The organism is Fibrivirga algicola (genome assembly GCF_011742925.1).
GTDB lineage: Bacteria > Bacteroidota > Bacteroidia > Cytophagales > Spirosomataceae > Fibrella > Fibrella algicola.
The window spans coordinates 371,799-391,145 of record NZ_WAEL01000001.1; the positions used below are offsets into that span (position 1 = coordinate 371,799).

Sequence of the window (19,347 nt, forward strand, 5' to 3'; positions counted from 1 at the left end):
GATGCATGTGATATTTTGGAGTGATACAAGCCAGTTAGCAAGGTTTCTTTCTTGCCTGTTTGCTGGGGAATGCTCTGACAATAGCAGGCAAAATAGTAGTAGCCAGAATCTTTTTTTGGTCAACAAAAATAAATCTAACCACTACAGTCAGCTGCTACATTCGTTACTGCTTGGGTACACTCCCAGCGTACTAAGGGTGTTCTATAGCAGGCAGAAAAAATATGGTCAACATAAATCAACTGGCCGAAAAAGTGGCTTCATTACACGTAAAAGCCTATTTGTATCTCCCCTTCGTCTTCGTTAATCCACTGGGTGGCGAATTTTGGCACAGACTCAATGCACCCCGGGGGGTATTGACCCATTAGGTAGTCGGATGTGCAAACAGGGTGCTAACCCGGCCTACTCTACTGATTTGAAAAATATAAGCGAGTAGTAACCAGTGCAGGGTCATTTGTGAAATGGGTAACTGTCTGGTTATCAAAGAGTATACAGAATCCTCGCACGCGAGCATAGGGGGGATAAATGAAAGCAATCGGGTCACCCTGTTCTCTGAATATGCCGTAACGTGATTTGCGTATTTGGTTGATAGCAATTCAAGGTAAGATTTCACGCTTTGGTCAATATGTCAAGCACCTACCGGTTAGTAAAATAGTCTTATACTCCGGATGTTTTGGTTTACATTAAGCTGCTTTTAGCCCACACCGGTGTTAAAAAATCACTTAGACTATAAATACAATGAAAAAGGGAATTTTTACTTTGGCTATTGCGATGCTTACCGGTTTCGCATCTTTTGCTCAATCATATTACTCTACCCCCACTACTCAGCCTAGCACTTACTCGACTCCGACTTATTCTACAGGGTCAAGCCTGAATAGCTATAGTACGCCATCAACGACAAACTCGAATACGCGTTATCAGCAAGGTTACACCCGTAGCAATGGAACGTATGTACAGCCTCACGTAAAGACTGAAGCGAATTCGACCAATTTAGATAACTTCTCTACCCAAGGAAATACTAACCCTTATACCCAGCAACAGGGAACACGAGCGCGTGATTATTCGCCAGAGTCAAGTAATTACGGTCAGGGGCGGCAAATTCAGACAGGTTCACGCGGTGGCCAATACTACATTAATAGTAACGGGAATAAAACATATGTGCCCAAAAGCCCATACTGATCCTGCTTCGAGCATCCTGTAACAACAGAGAAGGCTTGTGCTGTATAGTAGCACAAGCCTTCTCTGTTGTTACAGGATGCTTATTAACCACATTTGCTTTGGCTTTTAAGCATCTCGATCCAAGATTACACGATTTACTCTCTTTTAAATTATCTCATACTATGCAATTAACACCACATCGCTTTACGGTGCTGGCTCCATTATTAAAGTTGTATAGAAGTGCAACTGTACAACATATTTTCGCTAGCCGAAATTGCAAAATAGAGTATTAGTTGATGTTCTTTAAAGTATGATATCTTTTTTTGTATTTTGCTATTTTTTCAGTAGAAAGATCAGTGAAGACTTTCTCATATGGCTTAACGGAAATGTTGTAGTCATTTTTAAGATGATATACTAAGTACCTAGTTAGGTTCTGGCATTCTGGCTCTGTTAGTTTTCCGACTTCCAATAAGTGTATTTTAATAATTTTATTAATAAAATACTTTTCACCAAGTATTGTAAAAAGTTTATTATTAATATCGCTTGCAATTCTCAAACATGTTTCTGAATATAAAATTGAATGATGTGGCTTAAGCTGAATTGCAACGTTTGTCACAATTGGCGGTGGTGAGATTGACTTTTTTGGAAACTTAGTCTTCCAATTCCGAATTGATTCTTTAAATCTGTTATCGTTTGCGATTTCAATTAATTCCCTGCTGGGCTTTCCTGATTCATGTGCAACTGAGTGCCTTATAGCATCATAAAATTTCAAAACGATAATTAAATCTTCAACTTCACTTATGTCCCAATTTAATTTGGTATATAGCTCTGTTACTTTATGTGTTTTTCTTTTAATATAGTCATCGTCATCTTCATCTTCGTCAGAATTCGATTCTTGTTTTTCAAAATGTGTTGATAAAATCCCTTCAATTTGTCTAAAGTAAACATCGAAAGCGGAATAGACCCAAATTATTGCAGATTTAATTAAGTCATTTTTTAAATTTTCTAATTCAATCTGTGGGGATTTTATGACTCTTGGCGTCCACCTTTCTCCTGATCTAAGTATTAAGTCGTTTATTAATTCAGAAAGCTCAATCTCATCCTCTATTGAATTATATAGAAAATCAATAGCAACAGTAAAAATCTTGGTAAAATTATTAAGTCGTGTATGTGATTCGAGATAATTTTTGTACGCCTCAGATTGAAAACCATTCATTTTGTTACCTTTGTTACAGTATTTAGTTAAATATACTAGGTTATATAAAGAGTCCATTCTTGGCCATTGGTTCGAATCCAGTCTTCTCCACTCATTTATTCTTTTATGGAGAGGTAAGTCTCAGAGGTAGAGCTAAGAATCTCATTAAGCGCTGCAACTTTAAGATGCAGCGCTTGTTTTTTGTGTTGGTGTGGGTGTCTCAAACAATCTATCAATATTAGCTCGACGTATTACTGTGAAGCTTCTGAGTTTCGTGACAGGTAGTTCCCCCCGTTCTATGAGCCTATAAAGAGTACGGCGGCTAATGCGTACCAGCCTGGCCGATTCATCAACGATTAGATATTCCTCGGCTCGTAGGGTAGCGATTGGTTGCAACCGAATCTGTTCAGTTTGCTGGTTACTAATCTCAACTTTGGCTGAGCGCTGTCGAGCTTTATAAGCTCGACAGCGCATGTATCACTACAGGTTTTTGTGACAGTCGTTCGTGCCTCGAATGTCTTGCCACAATGGGCGCATATTCGCGTAACTCTGATATTGGTACTCATCGTGTCAGGAGATGTCAGTCTATGTCAACACGTGTCAAGTTGTGTCAGAATGTGCCATCATTTCGCCTTTTCTGGCTTGATGTCGTTTCGTTTACAACCCGAAGTACAACTAAGGTACAAAAATAAACGTAACATACAGCTTTCATATCTTACTAAACCAACACTATAAGATATAGAAAAAGCCCTCTTTTAGAGCTTTAGAGGGGTTTTATCTAGGTGATACTAATTGCTTAAAAAGAGTCGTTACTTTCCAATGCAAAACCGGCCAAAAATGGAGGCTAGCAGATCGTCGGTGGTGACTTCGCCGGTGAGCTCGCCCAACTCGCGGAGGGCGATGCGAAGATCCATGGCAATCCAGTCGGCCGAGGTACCTGCATCGATGGCGGCGATAGCGTGGGCCAGTGCGTCGTCAGTTGCGATCAGATGCTGAAGGTGACGGGCATTGGTTACTACCGAACTTCCTGCCTGCATGGCCGAATCGGTGCGGGCGCGGGCCGAAAGTACTGTCTTCAGGGCGTCGATCTGCGCGTCTTTGGCCGAAATCCAGATGATGGGTGAGCTAGGTACGTTGCCCGCCGGTAATCCAGGGACGGTGCTGGTAGCCGACAGGGTATACAGGCTTCCGTCCAGCGTTTGGCGCGTGGCATCGGGAGTAGCATCGGACTTATTGCCTACGAGAACATAAGGCTTGCCCGATTCGGCCAGTTCGGCGATGGTTTCCTGTAGCTCATCGGGGGTAGTGGTGGTGCCGTCGAAGAGGTAAACGACCAGGGCGGCTTTATCGATTTGCTGCCGGGTACGTGCCACGCCAATGGCCTCGATGGTATCGGTCGTGTCGCGCAGGCCAGCGGTGTCGATGAGGCGAAAGCGCACACCGTCGATGAACAACTCGTCTTCGATCACGTCACGGGTGGTGCCGGGAATGTCAGAGACGATGGCTTTTTCTTCGTTCAGCAGCGCGTTCAACAAGGTCGACTTACCGGCGTTGGGTTTACCCACAATCACCGTTGGCACGCCGTTTTTAATCACGTTCCCGGCCGAGAACGATTCGATTAGCGGTTGAATGACGGCCCGGATGGTCTGCATCAGTCCACGCAACTGGTCGCGTTTCGCAAACTCGACATCTTCCTCGCCAAAATCCAGTTCCAGTTCAACAAGCGCCACAAAGTCGATGAGTTGCTGGCGGAGGTCTTTCAGCCGTTTTGAGAACCCGCCCCGCAACTGACTCAGCGCCGCACGGTGACTGGCGGCTGAGTCGGCGGCAATAACGTCGGCTACCGCTTCAGCCTGTACCAGATCGAACTGCCCATTCAGAAAGGCCCGTTGCGTGAATTCGCCCGGTTTAGCCAGACGGGCGCCCGCCTGCACTAACTCACTCAGTATCTGGCGGATGATGTATTCCGACCCGTGGCACGAAATCTCGACAACGTCTTCTTTCGTAAACGACTTCGGGCTCTTGAACACTGTTACCAGCACTTCATCAATTATGGCATCAGTGGCCGAACGCAACGTACCGAAATGGGCCGTATGGCTAGCCTGCTCAGTTAGGTCTTTACCGCGAAAGAGGCGGTTGGTAAGGGCAATAGCACCATCGCCCGACACGCGGATAACGGCAATAGCCCCAATGCCGGGAGCCGTGGCAAGGGCCACAATGGGTTCAAGCTGGTGGATCAAAACTAGTTTAAAGTTTGTCGTTTATGGTTTGATGTTGCGTTGCTGATCTGGCATTACGTGCTCACGCAACGCAACATCAAACCATAAACGACAAACTTCAACCAATAGCGGACGGTATCAATTTCGGGAAAATTGGCAGGCGGCTGACAACACTCATCAGTCGTGCTTCGACAGGTACGTTCGGAATACCAAGCGCATTGGCGTGGTCGTTGCCGAGGAAGAAACGCATCTGGGCAGCGGCGAGGTTCCGAGCGTTTTCACTGCCTGCCTGTTTACCGATAGTATCGAGCAGGGCTTTGGTCAGGCCGGTGCCCGCTTCAGAAGGCGTGAACTGCCGGTTTACGATCAGCTTATCAAGCAGGTAGGCTTCACGCAGGTTTCGGGGCAACAGCTCGTCGGCCACGCCATTGAGGTAACCCACCACGTTGATATGGTGCATGTAATCATCCTCCTCGTCGCTCGTCAGGCTAATCCCCATTTTCCGGAGCCCCCGCAACACGATGTAACTAAACGAGCCGATCGTTCCCAGCATGTCTTCCTGGCAAACCGGCATGCCCCACTCCATGTTCCAGCGACCTGTATGCAGGCCAAACCAGCGCGAAGCCGCATGGATCAGTCTGATTTTGAGGGTGTACCTGATTGCTTTGTCAGACGCCCCCCAGTTTTTAGGGTCATTTACGGCAAACACCCATTCACCCGTTTCCTGTAGGCGGCGTGCGGTATCTGTGCGGATGCGGTCGGTGAGCCAGAGTAGTTGCACGCCGTTGGCCCCCAGGTATGTGTAGGGGAGCGAGAATGTGCCAAGAATCAGTCCGATCACACCGATATGTTTTTGGTAAAACGCCATGCCACGGCGCATCTGATCGGTATTGGCCCAGGGGGGCAAGTGCGAGAACGTGCTGAAAAACTGCTGAACAGCCTCAGGCTGACTACTGGTGTCGAAGGTAGTGTTATCAGCCAGCCAGCGCATCAGCGTAGCCACACCTTCACGACCACCCTCGGCCACTACGGTGGCAATAACGGCATCGGCAGGGGGATCGCCAACCTGGCGGTACTGGTCGAGTTGGGTACTGGTAAACGTTCGGGTGGGAATAACTGCGTTGGCCATAACAGGAAAGCTGTTTGACAAACAACAAATTATGCGGGTATTTGATTGCCCGTTGCTGACCCGAAATAGTGGTACAGGCTACAAGCGGATTTGTAAACCGTCGTAGCCCAGTTGCACACCGGGTGGCAGTTGCTGATTCACCTCACGATGGAGACCCATCTGGTGGCTGATGTGCGTCAGGTACGTTCGTTCAGGACGAATGCGTTCGATAAGCGCGAGTGACTCGCTGAGGGCGAAATGGGAGAGGTGGGGTTCCTGACGTAGGGCATCCAGCACCAGCACGCGGGTACCCTGTACTTTTTCGAGCTCGCTGTCGCTGATGGAATTGAGGTCTGTCAGGTACGTGAAATCACCGATCCTGAAACCAAAAACAGGCAACTTATGGTGCAGTACATTGATTGGAATGATGGGTACGCCCATTACCTCAAACGGCTCGCTGGTGATCTCGGTGGTCGTAATTCGGGGAATACCGGGGTATTTGAACTCGGCAAAAATATACTCGAACTCCCGCTCCAATTGCTGCAGTACACTCGCCCGGGCGTAGACCGGCATGTCTTGCCCGCTCCGAAAATTATAGGCGCGAACTTCATCGAGGCCCGCCGTATGATCTTTGTGCTCGTGGGTGTACAGGACGGCGTCGAGCTGCTGAAGATTCAATCGAAGCACCTGTTGCCGAAAGTCAGGGCCTGTGTCGATCACAAAACTCTTGCCCGCCACCAGCACATGCGCCGATGTCCGTAGCCGTTTGTCGCGAAAATCGACCGACCGGCAGACGGCGCACTGGCAACCAATCATCGGAACGCCCGACGACGTACCTGTGCCGAGAAGGGTAACGACCATGATGCTAGTTTACTGTTTACCGTCTGCTGTTTTCGGTTGCATAGCTGGTTGAGGGGGCCTGAATCGGTCGCGCAACAGAAAACGGAAGACAGTAAACAGAAGACTGTTTATTTATCTGTGAGTTGATTAACCACCTCAACGAGGCGGTCGAAATTGAGGGGCTTTACCAGCACATCGTTGAAACCAGCCGACTTGAACTCTTCTTCGGTGTAGTTCCGGGCGTTGCCGGTAATAGCCACGATGGGCACGTTTGCCTTGGTTTGATCACCTAAAGCGCGAACTTGCTTTACGCATTCCATGCCGTCCATCACGGGCATGTTGATATCGAGCAGCAAGATCGAAAAGTCTTCTTTGTCAAGAATCTGCAGTACCTGCTCGCCGTTTTTCACCGCCGTAATATCGTAGTTCTGAAACTCCAGAATCTTACGGGCTAGGTTTTGAATGACAGAACTGTCTTCGGCAATCAGGACACGTTTTGAGGAAGCCATGCGGTGCGTAGGGGATGTTTTCGGTGGGTGAAATTAGCGCAAAAAGCTCAGCCTATTTCACCAAAACCTAAAATCGGTTAGAGAAAATTTTATGTACGAGTGTAGGTAATGTACCTACTTTTTGGTAATTTCAACTTTTTAAACTATCTTATCCATAGGCATTAACGGCTGAATGGGGGCGGGATGGTAATCCAGTTCGGGATTTTCTCTTAGATCTTTAATCAAAAGCGATGAAACTAACAGGGCCACAGGGTGATTTTGAGTTGAATGTACTGGATTATGAATACAGTGACTCGGCTGATTTTTTAGATCGCAACTGGCTTATCGTCAGTATGGTGACTAAAGAAGGGGCGCAGCAGTCGACCCGCACGCTGACTTTCCTGTCAACCTGGGAGCTCGAAATGCTGCATGACTGGATGCAGTCTGTTATTGATAACGCAGAACTGGCGCCAAAACTGACATTTATTGAGCCATCGCTGAGTTTCTGTAACCTGTCGGATGGCAAGGAGCACTACGTTTTTCGGATCGGTATGAACAAGGATGCATCGCCAAACTGGCATGATGATCACTCGAAAACGTATTGGTTACCCGTAACGCCTAACAAGGATGAGCTTAGTCAGGCTATCCGTGATCTGGAAAAACAATTGAATCAGTTTCCCGTACGTAACTAGATCTTACTATTTAATGGTATCCCAGCGGCGGGCCGTTCAGATTGGGTTGATTTAAAATGATTGTTGCGGATTTCTGATTTGGGTGGTATAAATCTGTTTCAAGTCAAAACTCCGCGACAAGCCCTTTAATCTCTATTCCGCATGGTCCGCCGCTGAAGTACCAGTTAGGGTTGCGGGGTGGCCATAAACTCAGCGAAAGCGGCTTCCAGTGCTTTTAATTCCTGCGCCAACTGACTTGTATCCTGTACTTTAAGTTTTCCTTCGGCTTCTCGGGCAATACGCGCCAGCCGGGATACGCCCACAGTACCGGCACTGCCTTTTAGGGTATGCAAGTGACTCTTCACCGTTGCAATGTCGCCTGCCGCAAAGGCTGTAAGCGACTCAGTAACCAGTTCGGTTGCTTCCGTTACGAAATCATCAAACACGCTCTCGACCAGTTCGGCCCCGCCGATATCGCGCAGTTGCTCCAGAATATCGTTGTCAATGACAGGTACGTCGGCATAGGGCAGCAACAAACTGGCATCGAAGGTGGCCGTAGCGGGCTGGCCATTCGGTAGAGCAACGGCGAGCTGGGTACGTTGCTCAGGGGATGGTGCGGGGCTGGCGATCGTTTCGGGCGTTGGCAGGCTACTAACTTCGGTGGTTCTTACCTGACCACGACCAGTTTTTTTAAGGATCTCCGCCACCTTGCTGATCAGTCCCTGGGCGCGAATGGGTTTGGCAATGTAGTCGTCGAGGCCCTGGCTCAGGAATCGTTCGCGGTCCTCACGCATTGAATAGGCGGTCATGGCTACAACCGGGGGCAGCAGGGCCGCGTACTGGTCGCGGAGGTACCGGGTAGTTTCTACGCCATCCATATCGGGCATCTGAATGTCCATGAAGATGACATCGAAACGGTTGTCGCCCAGTCCACTACCGGCGGCTACCTTTTCTATGGCTTCGGGGCCGCTAGAGGCCGTGGTGACTACACAGCCCGATTTGCGCAGGATCTCACTGGCTACTTTCCGGTTCACGGCGTTGTCGTCGACCAGCAGAATAACGGGGTGGTAGTCCGTAAAGAAGTCGGCCACTTTCATGTCGGCGGCGGCTTCACTCTGGCTTTGTGTCGGGCTGATGGCCGTTTCTTTCAGTTCGAGTGTAAACCAGAACGTGCTACCCATGCCCACCGTCGATTCAACGCCCACCTCACCTTTCATCAGGGCGGCCAGTTCTTTCGAGATAGACAAACCAAGGCCGGTGCCACCGAATGTCTTCCGCGATGACGTGTCGACCTGGCTAAACGAGTTGAAGAGCAGCCCGATGTTTTCGGCCGAGATGCCAATGCCTGAGTCGCGTACCTCTACCTTGATGCGGTTGAATTTTCCCCGCTTACTCACCAGCGCCGCGGCTACTTCCACCGTGCCGTCTTCGGTGAACTTCAGGGCGTTGGAAGTCAGGTTCGATAAGATTTGCAGCATGCGTGTCTGATCGGCAATGACGTATTTGGGCAGGTCCGGACTCAGGGTGTAGAACAGTCGGTTACGTTTGGCATTGGCCTGTTGCCCAAACAACGCGATGAGTTTCTCGAATACTTCGCCCAGCGCCACCGGTGCTTCGTGCAGTACCATTTTGCCCGCCTCAATTTTCGACAGGTCAAGAATATCGTTCAGGATGTTGAGCAGCGTTTCAGACGAGCGACGAATGGTGCGGACATAGTCGCGTTGCTCATCGTTGAGTACCGTGTCATTGAGCAAATCGACCATGCCGATTACGCCGTTCATGGGGGTACGTATCTCGTGGCTCATGTTGGCCAGAAAACGCTCTTTCACCTTTAGCGACCGCTCGGCTTCGTCTTTTGCCTTTACCAGTTCGGCCGATTGCCGTTTTAGCTCGGTGATATCGCGGGCAAGGGCGGCAATGACCGAGTAACGTCCATCCTCATCTTTCAACAAGAGCATGTTGAACATGAATTGCCGCTCTGAGCCGTCTTTCCGGCGTAACGTAGCCTCGAAGTTGCGCACCGACCGGGTACGTACCAGCTTAAACAGCGCCCGTCGCACCACGCCGGGGTCAACAAAATAAGTCAGAGCGCTCTGGCCCATCACTTCGTCGGGGGTGTAGCCGCTGCGCTTGAATACTGATGGGCTTACCATGGTGATTTGCCCATGCCGGTCGACCCGGACATAGATATCCTGGAGGTTTTCGAAGATACCCCGGAATTTCTCTTCGCTACGCTCCAGGTTCAGCTGCGCACCTTTGCGATTGGTAATGTCGCGGGCAATACCCGACACTTCCTCGATTACGCCGCCCGTGAGCAGGATTGGGTTCAAATGTAATTCGAGCCACGATTCTTTACCAGCCAGATCAAACCGCATTTCAAAGTTTTGCGGTTGCCCCTTGAACGCCAGTTTGTAGCGGTCGTCGAGCAGGCGTTGGTTGTCGTCGCCAACGCCCCGCCACCCCTGCTTTTCAGCGCTGATGAAGAGCCTTGGCTGCTCGTCGGTCAATTGCTGAATCAGGCTGGCGTAGTTCTGGTTGAATGACGTTAGTTGCAGCGCTTTGTTGACTGACCAGATCAGGTACGTGCTACTATTGAAGATGGCGTTCAGGCGGGCAGTCTGCTTATTCAGGGCTGCTTCGGCCTGCTTGCGCGCGATAGCCAGCGCGACCTGCCCCGAAATGAATTCGAGCAGTTCCAGATCACGTGGACCGTAGAGGTTGGGGTCGTTGTAGGATTTAACGCCGATGATACCCGTGATCTCGTCGCCAATTCGCAGTGGCGCCGTGAGCATCAGTTTGGGTTGCTGCTGGCCATACAGGTCGATATGGTGCTCGTCGGCCAGGTGCAGAATGTCGGTGTCGCGCAGGAAAAGGGGCTTGTTGGCCTGAATGGTGTATTCGGTCAGGCCGCTGCCGAGGCGCTTTTTGGTGAACCGCATATTTCCCTGAAACGACTCATCGACATAGTAGGGAAAGGTCAGGTATTTTTTGCTCTGGTCATAGAGGGCAATAAAGAAGTTGCTGGCGTCGATGATGTTGCCCAACTCGCGGTGTACGCGCTGGTAGAAATCGTCGAGGTTAGGCATATTCAGCGTCCAGCTGGCAATGCTGTAGTAGAGCCGCTGGGCTTTTTCAGCCCTGATCTTCTGGGTGATGTCGCGCAGTATACACCGAAACGCCGTCGGTTTCCCCTGATCGTACCGGCAGTTGACGCTGCCCGACAGGAACAGCGTGCGGCCATCGCGGCTGCGGAAAACGGTTTCGAAGGAGGGGTTAGGTTCGCCTTCCTGCACCCGTTGCAACCGATCGACGGTGCTCTTGACATAATCGGGGTGCAGCACGTCATTCAGTGTCAGCGAGGCGATCTGATCGGCACCGTAGCCCAGCAGTTCACGCCAGGCTTTGTTCACAAAAATGAACTTGCCGTCGAGCGTAATGAGTTGGATGAGGTCGCTGGTATTATCGACCAGATCCTGCAACTGGGCATTGGTGTTGCTCAGTGCCGAAGCAACCCGCCGCTTGCTGGTCAGGTCTTCGCCAATGATCGTAAACGCGTCTGTCCGCCCTCCGGTGCCGCTCGGAATAAACGAGTTAAGGTGAACGTTTCGGGTCGATCCGCTCTTGGTAAGGAGCTGAATTTCGCGTTGTTCCGGAAAGCCACCGCGCTCCAGCGCTTCTCTGAATACCTGTTCCAGTACCAGCCGATCGTCGGGCGGGACCAGCACATCGAAGAAGTTTCGACCAACGATTTCATCGATAGACCAGGCCGTTACGCGCAGGGCGTACGGATTAACGTACGACACCGAGCCGTCATGTTCAACGGTGAGGCCGATCAGGTTGAGTTGGTCAACGGTTTTACGTACGTCGAAGGGTTGGGTGGTGATCATAGGTGGGTACGCTTAGTCACGGTCAGTTAAGTCGAGGGAAGGGTCCCAAAGGCGGGTGTTGAAGTCCACTACGGTGTCATCGACAACCTGAATGCCTTCGGCCTGGAGCAACTCCTGCATACGGGTGGGTGAGCCAAAGAAATTCTTACCCGAAAGTACACCCAATCGATTCACAACGCGCTGGGCAGGTACGTCCGGTCGGTTATGGCAACCGTTCAGCGCCCAACCCACCATGCGGGCACCGGCTCGTAAGCCGAGGTACTGGGCAATGGCCCCATAGGTGGTTACGCGCCCCAGGGGTATCTGCCGAACCACGGCATACACATCCTCGAAATAATCGCGGGGAGGGTCGGCTACGGAGCCGTCGGCAGTAGTGATAGTGCGTTTCGTCGCCATACGTAAATATACAACGGAACGCCCGTTTGGCATAGTCTGCAAAGACAGGGCCAAACGGGCGTTGTAAGCGTGACTGGTACGTGTTTTAAAGGGCTTTGTATTTCACCAGGAGCTGATTCAAAGCGGTTTATTTCACTAAATTCTTGAAGGCTGATCCAAAAATTAAATAGCTGGTGTTGCCGCCAATCGTGCCTTCATTCTGTCCCCAGAAGAATGGCCAGTCGTCGTAGTTCTCAAAATGATCGGGTTGTCTGAACAACAGGCCTGGTGCAAGATTACCCGGGATAAAAGAAAAGTCAGCCCGGTTATTGCCGTAAAATACAGCTTTGGGACGGGTAGCGCCCACCGTTGCTACTAATGAATAATTGTGATACGGGTGGCAGCCATACAGGTAGTTAGCGGCCTTATACGCGTAGCTTTCGCTGATGATATCCGGGAAATATTTGCTGGCGAAGCAAACGGTAGTACCAAAGTTTACCACATCGCCGCTACCTGCCCAGTTACGGAGGCCAATGGGCACACCGTATGGATTATCTTTTTCCAGGTTATCGATATAGGCTTTATACTTAATAATATACGGCTGGAGTTTTGCCTTGTACGCTGCGTCAAGGTGCGGTATGGCATCTAAAGCGGTCAGCAGGACGAACGTAACATTGCGATCCAGGGCAGGCCATAAAGCTTGCTGAAATTTATCAATGTATTCTTTCTCGCCGGTCGATATGTACAGTTGGAGATTCGTGCCAACATCAACCCCCCGTCCCCGCCTGCCTAAGCTATCCTGCGACCGATTGGCCATTAATTCTGTTGACTCTTTTAGGAGTCTTTTTGACTGCTGTAATGCTCTGGCTGAAAGATCGTCATTATACCCCTTAAGCGCCCGACTTGCTGCGGCAAACATCGTTGCTGCACTTAGGTCAAGTCCGGGGTTTCGGCTGGTAAATGCCCATAAGTCATCTTTCACCCCGCTCGACCGGCCGTCGGCGGCTACTTCGTAAGGTCCCAGGGTAGGGTTATACGGAAGCCCGTCGGTCAATGATGCGGCATCACCAAGGTGATGGTAATTGTCGAGTACCGCATTCGAGAGCGTTTGGGTCATGTGGCCCACAATCTCGGCCTGGGCTACCAGGTTCAACGTGCCGTGCTCAATAAACTGTAATACATCCGGCTTGCCATCGGGCCGGTGCAAATCAACATACCGTTGTTTCTGGTCAACAAACGTCTGGTCCCGTAAGGGTTTAAACGATTCCCAGGTACGTACGAAGTTTTGCACCACGCCAATATTCGATCCGGTCTCGATATCAAAGTCACCCGCGTCGAAAAAACCGCCAACGTTTAACCCCGGGATTGATTCGAGGGCTTTATACTTCGTGTCAGTTGTTGGTCCCTGCGCATGCAGGTCGAAGTGGTCCGTGTTTGGTGGTGCCTGCCGATATCCTTCTTTAAAGGGCTCACCATGCCATACCCGGTACGCTTCGTTGACGAACATATGATCCATATGGATTGGAATCCATATGTCGCTGGTAGCATCGGTGATTTTATCGTAGACGTTATCTTGGATCAAAAAATTATTGGTTTTGATGCCTCCATATTGGATGTAATAGATACCGGGCGCTTTGACCGACGAGAAATCAAACTTTACATAGTGGTATTTAAAATAGTCACCCCAGGAAGCAATTTTACCGGTAAATAATTTGACCGCTTTGCCATCGTCGCCGATTTTATACAGGGATGAAACGGCAAGCGGTTTATCTTTTTTGTCGAGTTCGATTACCGCAACTTTTGCTTGTGACGGGAGGTAACCCACTTGAGAGAAACCGATATTCGGCTCGCGCACCCAACCCGGAATGGCATTCGGTTCAACGGTCCAGCTCAACACCTTACCTGTTTTACCAACTGGTAATAAGCTACGAACGACAAACCAGCCATTCTGGGCCAGCATACGTCCATCAAAAAGCATCAGATCAGCCTCTGTTGACGTGATTTTTATCAGACGCTCCGGCTCATCGGGCGCCAGTAGGAGGGTGCGGCCAGTTTCGAGAGGAAGCGGGTCAATGTATTTGCCGGTTCCTCTGTCGTCCGACGTTTTGTAGCCCTTGAATTGCTTGGGTTTTTCACTGTTTGGTTTAGTGACCGTGTTTCCTACAACGTACCGCGGAAACCGGTTATACCGCCCATCCATCAAATAGGTCTTTTGCCAATATTGCGAGGGTAGAAACTCCAGATTGAACCCGGCACTTTTTTCAAGGGCTTTGGGGACGGGTTTATCCAGGTAAACGGCAATCTCAACCCCTTTGCCCTTAGCCGTTACCACCACCCGGGACTCAAAATCGTAATCGGCATACTTTAAAGTAGCCTCAATGGTTTGGGCTGCCGCATTCACCTTTCGATTCGATACGTTGGGCACCAGGTCCCACTGCTCCGGTGTGTTAGACAGCCGTACGGCACCACCTTGTGCGGTTCGTACGCCGTGATGAATCAACTCGATCCCAGCATTCTTCTCATCGTTGAACCCCCCGGTAAACAGGTTATTGTATACCAGGACATTGACACCCTGTGCCTCGAAATACTCAAGCTTGTTGAGTTTTAAGCCCTGGGCCGATGCATACGTAACTGCTATCAGCAGTTGCAGTGCAACTAATAAAATTTTTCGTTTCGTCATGTTCAGTCAAACTAACCAATCGTTTTCAGTTGCTTCAATTGTTAACGGATGAAGAAGATTGACTGTAGTCTTATATACTATACTAAAAATTTTAAAAAGTCAGTCGTAAAATAGTTGATTATGTTTTATGATTATTTTCTCAGAATATAGTCAAAATTGTACAGTTACTTGTTTGATATCTATACTAATAAAAGTCTAGTAAAACTGTCCATAGTGGGAGCCTGCTACCGCGAAATATGGTTTGACATACTACAGTTTATTCGACACTAACCTATTTTCGACCCACTAACACCACCTTCTAAATAGGTGGTGTTAGTGGGGTGCTATGCTTACTGTCTGTTAGCTATCAGTTTCAGTGTGAAACGATTTTTAATCCGACGATAGACCCGATTAGCGTGCCAATGAAAAGCAGTCGCAAAAAAGTTGCTGGTTCGCCAAACACCAGAATACCTACCAAAACCGTCCCCACCGCGCCGATTCCTGTCCACATTGCATACGCTGTACCGATTGGTAACGTTTGAGTTGCTTTCATTAGAAGTCCCATGCTGATCGTGAGGGCCACAATGAACCCTGCGTACCACATATACAGTTCGTTTCCTGTAGCCTCTTTTGTTTTTCCCAGACAGAAAGCAAAGACAACTTCAAATAGTCCGGCAATGATGACGATGAGCCAATTCATTTTATATGTTTTTTAGTCGCAAAAGTTGAGAAAGGTTATTCAGTTTTCATGCAGGTATTAGCAGCGGCTTATGGATTACTGAAGAGGCCGATGCCAAAATAGGTGGGTTAGTGCAATTCGTGAGTAGAATTTATTCTGGTCAACGGCCTTGCTGTAGACTAGGACAGTAGTCGGTTTTGTTTTTAGGAAGGCAAATAGTGTCTGCTTAAATTCAGGATAGAACCTTATTGTTTTATTAGAATGTAGAGTGTATTGCGTGATTGACTGGTCAGCTTTTGTAAATATGAAGGTACCGACTAGGCCAAGGCTTTCTTGTAAAAAATGAGTTGACTGTTTTCTGCAACTTTTACTCCAAGAGTAAGCTCGTAGCACCGAAGCTGGAACTTCGGCGCTACAGGGCCAAGCGCAGGCAGATTAGGTTCCATAGGAAAGCCCTGTTGAGGAGGCAAAGCGTAAGTGATTGGTAGTTTTCTCTGGCCACTTCGCCCAACACTACCTGGTGATTCGTTTCTTAGTCTCTTAGCCTACATCACTACGAAGGATAAAGTTACTGGCCGAAGGTGTCAATAACGCGTGCTGTAACTAAGCCAATAGCTCCGGCGATTTCGCCGGGAACCCACCAGGATGGCTGACAAATTCACGGACCGTTAACAGTACGTCTTGCCGATTGCCTGCTTGCGGAAGTCAGTCAATTTGATCAGGAAGGAGGAGCTAAAGGCTACTTGTAGACCCGGCAATGTACGTTCTGCCAACAATACGTAAAGCCCACTCTGACAATTTTGCACTTGACCCTTAGTTGACAGCCTGTCGCTGATCCCCGTCATACCACCTTTTGTGATTACTTTTGACTAAGCCAATTTGATCTTCATCTGAATGACTTCCTCTCGCCAGACTCTATTGAGTTTACTTTTTTTGCTGACCGTTTCTGTTCAACTTCTTGCCCAGACAGCCACCGCGCCTGTTCGTAAACCCCTTTCAATGCCTGTTACGGTACCTACGTTTCTGCGTAATACCGAACGCTCTACACGCTGGGCCGACTCTGTAATGGCCGATATGCCGCTGGAACAGCAGGTTGCCCAGCTCATTATGGTGGCGGGCTACTCGAACCGGACGCGTACCTACGAAGACTCGCTGACCGAACTGGTACGTACCTGGAAACTCGGCGGCGTAGTATTTTTTCAGGGTGGCCCCATGCGGCAGGCTAAGCTCAGTAACCGGCTACAGACGGCCTCGCAGGTGCCGCTGCTCGTGGCAATGGATGCCGAGTGGGGTATTGCCATGCGGTTAGACAGCACCATTCGCTATCCGTACCAGATGACGCTGGGAGGGATGCCAAAAGCCAGCGAAGGACTAATCTATCAGATGGGCGCCGATCTGGCCCGGCAGGCCCGCCGGTTGGGGATGCACGTCAACTTTGCGCCCGTTGCCGACGTCAACAACAACCCGAATAACCCCGTCATCAACTTCCGGTCGTTTGGCGAAGATAAATACGCCGTAACACGTAAGGCGCTGGCCTACTTGCGCGGTATGCAGGATAACCGGTTGCTAACCAGTATTAAGCACTTTCCCGGTCATGGCGATACCGGAACCGATTCGCACTACGACCTGCCGCTAATTGTTAAAAGCCGCGAGCAACTGGATAGCCTGGAACTGTATCCGTTCAAGGAACTGATCAAAGCAGGGGCGGCGGGTGTGATGGTAGCTCACCTGAGCATTCCCTCGCTGGATACGACGCGCAACCGACCCTCGACGCTCTCGCCTGCTATTGTGACCGGGTTGCTGAAAGATGAACTGGGTTTTGGTGGGCTGATCTTCTCTGACGCCATGAACATGAAAGGCATGACCAAGTTCTTCCCCTCTGGTTTGGCCGACCGGCGCGGACTTGAGGCGGGTATGGACATTCTGGAGTTTACCGAGAACATTCCCCGCGCAGTGGCCGAAATATGCAAAGCCGTCGACGAGCGCACACTATCGACGCAGACGATTGCAGAGCGTTGCCGTAAAATGCTGATTGCCAAATACTGGGCTGGCTTGAACAACTACCGCCCCATTGTGCTCGATGGCCTGCTGGCCGACCTGAACCGGCCAGAGTCGGAGGTGTTGAACCGGCGGCTTACCGAGGCGAGCCTGACGGTGGTGACCAACAAACGCGCAGTTCTCCCCCTGCAACACCTCGACACGCTTCGCATTGCGTCGGTATCGGTGGAGGCCATTGCGCCAACCGTTTTTCAGAGCCGTCTGGGCGATTACACCTCCGTAACGCCTTACGTGATTTCGTCGAAGTCGACCGATGCTCAAATCGCCACCCTGCTCGATTCGCTCAATCAATTCAATCTGATTCTGGTGGGTGTACACCTGAACAACATTCGGCCTGGTGCTAACTACGGCATGCAGGCCCGTACTGCCGAACTGGTGCAGAAACTGACTAACACGGGCAAAGCCGTTGTGTCGGTATTTGGCAATCCATATGTGCTCGACCGCTTTCCTGACATCGATAAAGCGCAGGCGATTGTGATGCCTTACCAACTAACCAACCACACAGAAGACCTGTCGGCTCAGCTGATTTTTGGGGCAATCGGCGCGGCGGGACGATTGCCGGTTACGGTAAATCAGACCTATCGCTTAGGCGATGGCGTGACAATACAGCCCATTGGTCGCCTGAAATACACGATTCCCGAAGAAGTAGGCATCAGCAGCGCGTACCTGGCACAGCAGGTCGACTCAGTAGTGAACGTGGGCCTGCAGGCCAAAGCGTTTCCCGGTTGTGTCGTGCAATTGGCCAAAGACGGCAAAGTCATTTTCCGCAAGGCGTACGGCAAACACACCTATGACACCAGCCTTGGTGGTGACGCGCAACCTACTAAACTCGACGATCTGTTTGACTTTGCGTCGGTTACGAAAATCAGCACGTCGACTCCTGCTCTGATGCGGCTTGTGGATGCAGGAAAATTCAATATCGACGGTACGATGGGCGAGTACCTGCCCGGCTATAAAAAATCGAATAAAGACACCCTCCGCTGGCGCGATGTGCTGACGCATCAATCGAAACTAAAGGCGTGGATTCCGTTCTGGCAATCGACCAAGAACCCGGATGGCACGTTCAAGAAGAATACGTTTAGTGCTGAGCGTTCCAACAAATTCCCGGTGGAGGTAACGGATAGCCTGTTTTTGCATCGGAAATACGCCAAAACCGTCTTCGCCCAGATCAAAGATTCGCCGCTCAACGCTAAGAAAGAGTACGTCTATAGCGATTTGTCGTTTTACCTGTATCCGCAGATCGTTCAGCGGATTACAGGTGTGCCGTTCGAGACGTACCTGAAAGACAGCCTGTACCGCCCGCTCGGAGCCACTACGCTGACCTATAATCCACGCCGCTTTTACCCGCTCAGCCGCATTGTGCCGACGGAGTATGATTCGCTATTCCGCAAAACGCTGATCTGGGGCCGGGTGCACGATGAGGGCGCGGCAATGCTGGGCGGCTTGTCGGGCCATGCGGGACTATTTGGTACGGCCAATGACCTGATGAAGCTGACGCAACTGTATCTGCAGCACGGTTCGTTTGGCGGTCAGCAATTTATCAGTTCCGAAACCATCACTGAATTCACGCGTTACCAATTCCCCGAACTGGGCAACCGCCGTGGCCTGGGCTTCGAGAAAGCGGCCTACAAATACAATGGCAACGCGCCCAGGCTGGCTAGTCCGTCGAGCTACGGCCATTCGGGCTACACAGGTACGTTCACCTGGATTGATCCGGCCGTTGGCCTGAACTACGTGTTTCTCTGTAACCGCGTTTACCCCACGCGCAACAACAATAAGGTCACCGAACTAGGTATTCGTACCGGAGTCGCCGACGCGTTCTACCGCGCTATCCAGAAAGGCAATCCATCCAGGAATTTATAGTACACGGATAAGTAGTACGCGGAACAGATAATAAGTACCGCAGCGGCGGACCGTGCTGGCTTAACGGACTGAAGCGATGGTCACGGATTTTTTGATCAAAAATGGATAGGCTCCGATAAGGTTGAGTAATCCGCTAAATCAAAAAAACCG

Annotated in this window: 13 protein-coding genes; 3 read left to right on the forward strand and 10 right to left on the reverse strand. The window is 50.2% G+C overall.

From position 1 onward, the window contains the following. Positions 1-768 precede the first annotated feature (768 nt). A complete protein-coding gene (locus F7231_RS27800) occupies positions 769-1,176 on the forward strand; it encodes a hypothetical protein (protein WP_374757366.1) in 408 nt (135 codons plus the stop codon). A gap of 268 nt (positions 1,177-1,444) precedes the next feature. Here the strand turns inward: F7231_RS27800 and F7231_RS01510 are convergent, their stop codons facing one another. The 6 genes from F7231_RS01510 to F7231_RS01535 form a co-directional block, all read right to left on the reverse strand. Then, positions 1,445-2,371: a hypothetical protein gene (locus tag F7231_RS01510; protein WP_166690663.1), complete on the reverse strand. Its 927-nt coding sequence runs from the start codon at positions 2,369-2,371 to the stop codon at positions 1,445-1,447. 159 nt (positions 2,372-2,530) lie between these two features. After that, positions 2,531-2,824 carry a helix-turn-helix domain-containing protein gene (locus tag F7231_RS27805; RefSeq protein WP_166690664.1) on the reverse strand — a complete coding sequence of 98 codons (294 nt, stop codon included), beginning with the start codon at positions 2,822-2,824 and terminating at the stop codon, positions 2,531-2,533. Positions 2,825-3,159: 335 nt separating this feature from the next. Next, positions 3,160-4,587, reverse strand: coding sequence for a tRNA uridine-5-carboxymethylaminomethyl(34) synthesis GTPase MnmE (mnmE, locus tag F7231_RS01520; RefSeq protein ID WP_166691166.1), 1,428 nt, complete (start codon positions 4,585-4,587; stop codon positions 3,160-3,162). Positions 4,588-4,687: 100 nt separating this feature from the next. After that, positions 4,688-5,698: an oxygenase MpaB family protein gene (locus F7231_RS01525; RefSeq protein ID WP_166690665.1), complete on the reverse strand. Its 1,011-nt coding sequence runs from the start codon at positions 5,696-5,698 to the stop codon at positions 4,688-4,690. Positions 5,699-5,776: 78 nt separating this feature from the next. Then, entirely contained in the window at positions 5,777-6,538 is a 762-nt protein-coding gene (locus F7231_RS01530; RefSeq protein WP_085410287.1) for an MBL fold metallo-hydrolase, read from the reverse strand. A gap of 107 nt (positions 6,539-6,645) precedes the next feature. Next, positions 6,646-7,026, reverse strand: coding sequence for a response regulator (locus F7231_RS01535; RefSeq protein WP_085410286.1), 381 nt, complete (start codon positions 7,024-7,026; stop codon positions 6,646-6,648). Positions 7,027-7,256: 230 nt separating this feature from the next. Between F7231_RS01535 and F7231_RS01540 the strand changes: the two genes are divergently transcribed. Then, on the forward strand, positions 7,257-7,697 hold the full coding sequence (locus F7231_RS01540) for a WapI family immunity protein (protein WP_085410285.1): 441 nt from the start codon (positions 7,257-7,259) through the stop codon (positions 7,695-7,697). Positions 7,698-7,861: 164 nt separating this feature from the next. Here F7231_RS01540 and F7231_RS01545 read toward each other — a convergent pair whose 3' ends face one another. The 4 genes from F7231_RS01545 to F7231_RS01560 all read right to left on the reverse strand — a co-directional run bounded on the left by F7231_RS01545 (position 7,862) and on the right by F7231_RS01560 (position 15,297). After that, positions 7,862-11,563, reverse strand: a complete 3,702-nt coding sequence (locus F7231_RS01545) for a PAS domain S-box protein (RefSeq protein WP_166690666.1) — start codon at positions 11,561-11,563, stop codon at positions 7,862-7,864. A gap of 12 nt (positions 11,564-11,575) precedes the next feature. Next, complete coding sequence (locus tag F7231_RS01550) at positions 11,576-11,959, reverse strand: MGMT family protein (protein ID WP_166690667.1); 384 nt, start codon at positions 11,957-11,959, stop codon at positions 11,576-11,578. Positions 11,960-12,086: 127 nt separating this feature from the next. Next, positions 12,087-14,618, reverse strand: a complete 2,532-nt coding sequence (locus tag F7231_RS01555) for a cellulase N-terminal Ig-like domain-containing protein (protein ID WP_166690668.1) — start codon at positions 14,616-14,618, stop codon at positions 12,087-12,089. 352 nt (positions 14,619-14,970) lie between these two features. Next, positions 14,971-15,297, reverse strand: a complete 327-nt coding sequence (locus tag F7231_RS01560) for a DMT family transporter (protein ID WP_166690669.1) — start codon at positions 15,295-15,297, stop codon at positions 14,971-14,973. 873 nt (positions 15,298-16,170) lie between these two features. On the opposite strand from F7231_RS01560, the gene F7231_RS01565 reads away from it, so the two are divergent. Further along, positions 16,171-19,197 (forward strand): serine hydrolase domain-containing protein, encoded by a 3,027-nt coding sequence (locus tag F7231_RS01565; RefSeq protein ID WP_166690670.1) that lies wholly within the window; start codon positions 16,171-16,173, stop codon positions 19,195-19,197. Positions 19,198-19,347: the final 150 nt, after the last annotated feature.

Coding starts and splice junctions, on each gene's coding strand:
- F7231_RS27800 (WP_374757366.1), top strand. CDS start 769: ATGCTTACCGGTTTCGCATCTTTTGCTCAATCATATTACTCTACCCCC.
- F7231_RS01510 (WP_166690663.1), bottom strand. CDS start 2,371: ATGAATGGTTTTCAATCTGAGGCGTACAAAAATTATCTCGAATCACAT.
- F7231_RS27805 (WP_166690664.1), bottom strand. CDS start 2,824: ATGCGCTGTCGAGCTTATAAAGCTCGACAGCGCTCAGCCAAAGTTGAG.
- F7231_RS01525 (WP_166690665.1), bottom strand. CDS start 5,698: ATGGCCAACGCAGTTATTCCCACCCGAACGTTTACCAGTACCCAACTC.
- F7231_RS01530 (WP_085410287.1), bottom strand. CDS start 6,538: ATGGTCGTTACCCTTCTCGGCACAGGTACGTCGTCGGGCGTTCCGATG.
- F7231_RS01535 (WP_085410286.1), bottom strand. CDS start 7,026: ATGGCTTCCTCAAAACGTGTCCTGATTGCCGAAGACAGTTCTGTCATT.
- F7231_RS01540 (WP_085410285.1), top strand. CDS start 7,257: ATGAAACTAACAGGGCCACAGGGTGATTTTGAGTTGAATGTACTGGAT.
- F7231_RS01545 (WP_166690666.1), bottom strand. CDS start 11,563: ATGATCACCACCCAACCCTTCGACGTACGTAAAACCGTTGACCAACTC.
- F7231_RS01550 (WP_166690667.1), bottom strand. CDS start 11,959: ATGGCGACGAAACGCACTATCACTACTGCCGACGGCTCCGTAGCCGAC.
- F7231_RS01555 (WP_166690668.1), bottom strand. CDS start 14,618: ATGACGAAACGAAAAATTTTATTAGTTGCACTGCAACTGCTGATAGCA.
- F7231_RS01560 (WP_166690669.1), bottom strand. CDS start 15,297: ATGAATTGGCTCATCGTCATCATTGCCGGACTATTTGAAGTTGTCTTT.
- F7231_RS01565 (WP_166690670.1), top strand. CDS start 16,171: ATGACTTCCTCTCGCCAGACTCTATTGAGTTTACTTTTTTTGCTGACC.